The 3,754-nt window shown below is 53.0% G+C and carries 4 protein-coding genes; all 4 read right to left on the reverse strand.

Annotated elements, in window-relative coordinates; translation table 11 throughout:
• A partial coding sequence (locus tag H5U02_14515) for a tripartite tricarboxylate transporter permease (GenBank protein ID MBC7343636.1) occupies window positions 1–1,171 on the reverse strand: 1,171 nt, incomplete at its 3' end.
• A 13-nt stretch (window positions 1,172–1,184) separates the two neighbouring features.
• Window positions 1,185–1,751 (reverse strand): cupin domain-containing protein, encoded by a 567-nt coding sequence (locus H5U02_14520; GenBank protein ID MBC7343637.1) that lies wholly within the window; start codon window positions 1,749–1,751, stop codon window positions 1,185–1,187.
• Window positions 1,752–1,800: 49 nt separating this feature from the next.
• Window positions 1,801–2,277 (reverse strand): tripartite tricarboxylate transporter TctB family protein, encoded by a 477-nt coding sequence (locus H5U02_14525; protein MBC7343638.1) that lies wholly within the window; start codon window positions 2,275–2,277, stop codon window positions 1,801–1,803.
• Entirely contained in the window at window positions 2,274–3,698 is a 1,425-nt protein-coding gene (locus tag H5U02_14530; GenBank protein MBC7343639.1) for a tripartite tricarboxylate transporter permease, read from the reverse strand. The genes H5U02_14525 and H5U02_14530 overlap by 4 nt, the downstream gene beginning before the upstream one ends.
• Window positions 3,699–3,754: the final 56 nt, after the last annotated feature.

Below are 3,754 nucleotides of genomic sequence, written 5' to 3' on the forward strand. Positions count from 1 at the left end.
ACCTGGCAATGCGAGCTAGCGGGTTGGCTAGGCCAAGGCAAATCAGGGCAGCAAAGAGGTTAGCAAAGGCCAGAGTCCAGACAATCACTAAGGTCATGGGCAGGTTCTCTTTCAGCATTGATGGACCTGGTTCAAGGCCAAGAATTAGAAAAGCGCCCAGCAAGATAGCCATCCCAGAGCTACCCGGGATACCAAAAGCCAAGGTGGGGATGAGAGCACCACCTTCCTTGGAATTATTGGCCGATTCAGGAGCAATCACCCCTTCTACCCTTCCCTGGCCAAATTCTTCCGGGTTTTTGGATGATTGGACTGCATGCCCATAAGCAATAAAACCGGCTACTTCTCCTCCAATACCCGGGATGAATCCTAGAAAAGTCCCCAATACACTGCAGCGAAGCAATAACCACCAGTGGCGCAGGTTATCCAAAATCCCTTGCAGGATGCCGGCGGCAGTAGCGCGAGCTACGATCTCGGCCTGGACTATCCCTCTTCTCTCCTTAATAAGCGTCAGCATCTCACTGAAGGCAAACAGCCCTATAACCACGGGAATTAAATCGATACCATCAAAAAGGTAAGTGGTACCAAAGCTGAACCTATTGATCCCGGTGGAAGGATCGTTACCGATGAAGGAGATCAACAATCCTAGCAAGCCAGATATCAAAGACTTGCCGAAAGAACCCTCTCCCACAAAAGCGATCATGGCTATGCCGAACAGAGTCAAGGCAAAGAACTCAGGAGGGCTAAAAGCCATGACCAGCGGCCTAACAGCGGGCAGAGCTAGCAACAGGCATGCTGCTCCGATAATTCCTCCTACGCCAGACGCCACTGCCGCCGCACTTAAAGCCCGCCCTGCCTCTCCCTTTTTGGTCATGGGATAGCCATCCAGGCAGGTAGCAGCACTAAAGGAAGCACCCGGAGTATTGATTAGGATAGAGGTTACCGCTGACCCAGTAGCAGTTGCTGCATGAGCCCCCTCCAAAAAGGCAATTCCTGCCACCGGGTTCATGCTGAAAATGAAAGGGATTAGTATGGCTAAACAGAAATTGCCCCCCAGGCCGGGAATGATGCCGATAATCGTTCCCAGGCTCACCCCGATGAGCATGTGGGCCATGCTCTGGAATGTGAAGATCTGTTGTAAAGCTTGGACAGCAGCTCCTAGCAGGTCCATCAATAGAAAGCCTCCCTTATTTCCTATCGTCCGGGCCAAACCTGATGCCCTGCTCCGGATCGATGCGATACCAGGAGTAGGGAGAATAGTCCTCAGCCGCAATTTCCCTTTCTACTTCTTCCATGCTTACATGCACTTCAGCCTCAACCTTGCGATCTAACCCCAGCCAGTTGAGCAGGCGTTTGTTAGTAATGCCCATAAAATACGCCGGCTCGTCGCCATCATTGTGGTTGCTGTGCCAGCAAAACGGCGGCACATACAGGAAGTCTCCCGCTTCCCAGTCAAATCTACGGCCCTGAATCATGGTATGTCCTTTGCCCTTAATGATGTAGATCACGGCCTCATTGTGGTGCTTGTGAAGCCGAGTAGCCGAGCCCACAGGAATCTCCGAGATATGGATGTTCATAGTCCGCATAGGGAGGTCTACATCCCGGGCTTTGTGTTTCCGGTCCTGAGCATCGTAGTACATATCTTTTAACGGGTTCTTATGGACCAGCTTCTCAGGCGCTACTTTAATTGGTCGTACTATTTCCTCGTGCCAGTGAACCTTACCTTGGCGTCGCGGATTGAAAGCATCTTCCACAGTAAATAACCTCCCATGTCCTAGAGTCCTGCACCGTCCTTCCAACGGTCTAACTAAAGAATTCCATCACCAAGCCGTTATAAAGGCGAAGTTGAAGCCCGCCCTGGAAAGCGCCGTAGAGGGTCAGCGCCAGCACTACACCAAAGATGACGGATCCTAACCACCCTTGCTTAGCTTCAAAGCGGTAGAACAAGACGGTGAATAAAGCCGACCCAACCAGGATACCCAGGGCATAGACCGAAGCCAGAAGCACCAGTAGCCACGACAGGATACGAACATCGTTCTTGGTTGGTACGACCGCGGACTTGGTAACCGAGCCAGGTCCCTGGTTTGCTACCTTTTCCTCCTCGCTCTTACCTGCTCCAAGCTGTCCAATGAAATAGGCAATCAAAGCAATCACCGTAAAGATGGCCACAATTAGGGGCATGCGCCGGGCAATGGGGTTATAGCCTAGAGCTACAGCTACAAACGCCACCGCCAGGGCCATTAAACCAACCGCAAAAATGATCTCCCCCCGACGCCTCATGCTTGGGTCACCTCCCTACTGTGCGCCTCCCTGCGATTGCGCCAAACTTGCCAAGCAAAGAAGGCCAGAGTGGCTATGATGATCCCCAGGGAAATAGGCCTTAAGAAGAAAAGGGGACTGTAAAGGCGAACCGCCAGGTGTAAATACCTTTCCACTACCGTCCCCAAGACCAGGCCCACGATAAAGGGAGCCTTGGGGTAGTCAAACCGCTTGAACGCGTAGCCCAGGAAAGCAAATACTACCGCCACCACCACCCCACCAATGTTGTCACTGGAAACATTTGCACCAACCGTCCCCAGTCCTAGTACTATTGGAACCAGATAGCGAGTAGGAACGAACGTAAAGCGAGCCAAACCAGCGGCCATACCCAGACCGATAAGAGTGGCAAGAACATTAGCAAGCGCCAAGACCCAAGCCAGGGCAAAGGTGATATCTAAGTTCTTGGTCACCATCTCCGGCCCTGGGACTATTCCCATCATGATGAAAACGCTCAAAAAGATGGCCATGGCGGCGCTGCCTGGTATGCCAAAGGCCAAGGTGGGTATGAGGGCCCCGCCTTCCTTGGAATTGTTGGCACTCTCCGGCGCCAACACCCCCTCCGGCGCACCTTGGCCGAAATCATGGGTATCTTTAGAAACTCTTTTGGCCAGTCCGTAGGCCATCACGTTGGCCACGGTGCCGCCTAGCCCGGGAACGATGCCGAGGATAACCCCTAGGGCACTACATTGAAGCAGGGTTTTCCAGTAGCGAAAGGTATCTTTGATGCCTTGCCAGACCTGGACCAAAGAAGGCTTTACGTCCACAGTTTCGGCTATGCTGCTAGCCGTGCCTTTGCGCACCAGCTCGATCATTTCCGCAAAGGCAAAGAATCCCACTACTACTGCTATTAAGTCGATGCCGTCCCAAAGGTAGAGCCAGTGGAAGGTATACCGGGGAGTACTAGTCACCGGGTCTAGGCCCACCATGGCGGTCATTAAACCCAGACCGCCGGCTATCAGACCCTTGACCACCGATTTCTCTCCCAGCAAGGCGATAAAGGTAAGTCCGACAAAAGCCATGATGAAATATTCGGGAGCACTCAGGGCCATAACCAGGCTCCGCATTACCGGCAAAGCTGCCACCAGGACTGCAAACCCGATTAGACCCCCGATGGCTGAGGAGGTGGCCGAGATGCTTATGGCCCGAGCCGCTTGGCCTTTACGGGCCATCGGGTAGCCATCGAAGCAGGTGGCCACCGCTTGTCCGGTCCCTGGTGTATTGATCAAGATGGCACTGATGGAACCACCAAATTCAACCGCCACATGCGCCCCCAGCAATAACGCCAGGGCATTGATGGGATTTGTTTTGACTGCAAAGGGTATGAGAATAGCTAGAGTTATGGTTCCAGTAATGCCCGGTAAGGCTCCAAAAAATATGCCCACCAGCACCCCTCCTAGCATAAAGAGAAGCGCCGTTGGAGCCGTAACTAGCTTAATGC

The sequence above is a fragment of the Clostridia bacterium genome, assembly GCA_014360065.1.
GTDB lineage: Bacteria > Bacillota > DSM-521 > Neomoorellales > JACIYF01 > JACIYF01.